Raw genomic sequence first — 2,947 nt, forward strand, 5'->3', positions numbered from 1 at the left:
TCGCAGCGCCTGGTCAAGGAAGACGAACTCACCTCGATCCACATCGAGGAGTACGAGATCGACGCCCGCACGACCAAGCTCGGCGACGAGGAGATCACCCGCGACATCCCGAACCGCAGCGAGGAGAGCCTGCGCAACCTCGACGAGCGCGGCATCGTCCGCGTCGGCGCCGACGTTGTCTCCGGCGACCTCCTGGTCGGCAAGGTCACGCCCAAGGGCGAGACCGAGCTGACGGCCGAGGAGAAGCTGATCCGCGCGATCTTCAAGGAGAAGGCGCGCGAGGTCCGCGACACCTCGCTGAAAGTGCCGCACGGCGAGGGTGGGGTCGTCATCGAGGTCCTCACGTTCAGCCGCGACGAGGGCGATGACCTGCCCCCGGGCGTCAACGACCTGGTCCGCGTCTTCGTCGCCACGAAGCGCAAGATCTCGGAGGGCGACAAGCTCGCCGGCCGTCACGGGAACAAGGGTGTGATCTCGAAGATCGTGCCCGAGGAGGACATGCCGCACCTGGCCGACGGGACCCCCGTCGACGTCATCCTCAACCCGCTCGGCGTGCCGAGCCGTATGAACATCGGTCAGATCCTCGAGACCCACCTCGGGTGGGTGGCGGCGAACGGCTGGTACAACGACGGCTCCGAGGCCTACAAACAGGCCCACTCCGAAGACGGCGACGGCCGGGTCTACGTTGCGACGCAGGTCTTCGACGGTGCCACCGTCGAGGACGTCGACAACGCCCTGGTCCAGTGGCAGAACGAGAATGAAGAGCGCGGCGTCGATCTCGGCATCGACCCGAACGGCCGCGAGGGCGCGAAGGCCTCTGGCACCGCGCAGCTCTACAACGGCCGTACCGGCGAGCCCTACGAGGGCAAGGTCACGGTCGGTTACATGTACATCCTGAAGCTCCTGCACCTCGTGGACGACAAGATCCACGCCCGGAGCACCGGCCCCTACTCGCTCGTCACCCAGCAGCCGCTGGGCGGCAAGGCGCAGTTCGGCGGCCAGCGCTTCGGTGAGATGGAGGTCTGGGCCCTGGAGGCCTACGGCGCCGCCTACACGCTGCAGGAGATGCTCACCGTCAAGTCCGACGACACGGTCGGGCGGGTCAAGGCCTACGAGGCGATCGTCAAGGGGGAGAACATCCCCGAGCCGTCGATCCCGGAGTCCTTCAAAGTCCTTTTGAAGGAGATCCAGAGCCTTTCGCTCGATGCCAACGTGGTCTCGGAGGGGTCCGACGTCGAAATTTCCGACGAGGAAGACGACCTCCTGAAAGCCGCCGAGGAGCTCGGCATGGACCTCACCGGGGTCCGCGCCGACAACGGGCCGGATGGCAACGGATTGAGCACGCCGGAAGCGAGTGACGAGCAAGAGGAGCAAGTCATCGCCGAGGGCGAGGGCGGCACTGAAGCAGCTAGTGCCGACGCGGTCCCTGAGGCCGAGCCGGCAGAGGTGGAGGACTGATGATCGACATCAACAATTTCGACGCGATCGAGATCGGGCTCGCGTCATCGAAGAAGATCCGCTCCTGGAGTTGGGGCGAGGTCACCAAGCCCGAGACGATCAACTACCGCACGCTGAAGCCGGAGAAAGACGGCCTCTTCTGCGAGCGCATCTTCGGTCCGACCAAGGACTGGGAGTGCTATTGCGGTAAGTACAAGCGCGTCCGCTACAAGGGCATCGTCTGTGAGCGCTGCGGCGTCGAGGTGACCCGCAGCAAGGTCCGTCGCGAGCGCATGGGTCACGTCGACCTGGCCTCGCCGGTCTCGCACATCTGGTTCTTCAAGGGTGTCCCGAGCCGGATCGGCTACCTGATCGATATGGCGCCCAAAGAGCTGGAGAAGGTTCTCTACTTCGCCGCCTCGATGGTCACCTGGGTCGACGAGGAGGCCCGCGACAAAGACGTCGGCAAACTCGAGAAAGAGGTCAAAAAAGTCGTCGACTCCTATGAGGTCGAACGACAGAAACGGACCCAGGAGTTGAACGAGTCGCTGGAGCGGCGCGTGAAATACCTCGAGGATGGCGACCAGGCCAAATTCGACGACGAAGACCACATCTGGGCCGACTCGCTGAAACTGACCGCTGCCCAGCTGCGCAAGCTCAAAGAGGACGAGCGGGCGAAAATGCTGAAAGAACTGCGCAAACAGTTCGACGCGGAGATCTCCGACACCGAGGCCTACCTCGAAGAGGCCGGCGAGCGGATGCAGGAAGTCTGGAAGATCTTCACCGAGATGAAGCCGAAGGACGTCATCAACGACGAGACGGTCTTCCGTGAGCTCAAGGATCGGTTCGGCTCCCCGTTCGGTTGGGGCGAGTACTTCCGCGGCGGCATGGGTGCCGAAGCGGTGCGCGACCTGCTCGAACAGGTCGACCTCGAGGCCGACTGCGTCGAACTCGAGCAGATCATCAACACCTCGAAAGGCCAGAAACAGGCGCGTGCCGTGAAGCGGCTGAAAGTCGCCTCGGCGTTCCTCCACTCGGAGAACGAGCCCGCCTGGATGATCCTCGACGCCGTGCCGGTCATCCCGCCGGAGCTGCGGCCGATGGTGCAGCTGGACGGTGGCCGCTTCGCGACCTCCGACCTCAACGACCTGTACCGCCGGGTGATCAACCGCAACAACCGCCTGAAAAGGCTGCTCGACCTCGGCGCTCCCGAGATCATCGTCAACAACGAGAAGCGGATGCTGCAGGAGGCCGTCGACGCTCTGTTCGACAACGGCCGCCGCGGGCGCCCCGTCACGGGCCCCGGCAACCGTCCGTTGAAGTCGCTGTCGGACATGCTCAAGGGCAAGCAGGGCCGGTTCCGTCAGAACCTGCTCGGCAAGCGCGTCGACTACTCGGGTCGTTCGGTGATCGTCTCCGGGCCGAGCCTGCGGCTCCACCAGTGCGGTCTGCCGAAGCTGATGGCGCTGGAGCTGTTCAAGCCGTTCATCATGGCCCAGCTGGTCGAGCG

General features: G+C 64.5%; 2 pseudogenes. Both read left to right on the forward strand.

The window, feature by feature from the left end:
* Positions 1-1,458: pseudogene (locus VGC18_RS01325) on the forward strand (hypothetical protein); the annotation flags it as partial.
* Positions 1,458-2,947: pseudogene (locus VGC18_RS01330) on the forward strand (DNA-directed RNA polymerase subunit beta'); the annotation flags it as partial. The pseudogenes VGC18_RS01325 and VGC18_RS01330, both read left to right, overlap by 1 nt.

Source organism: Lacisediminihabitans sp. (genome assembly GCF_036404185.1).
Classification (GTDB): domain Bacteria; phylum Actinomycetota; class Actinomycetes; order Actinomycetales; family Microbacteriaceae; genus Lacisediminihabitans.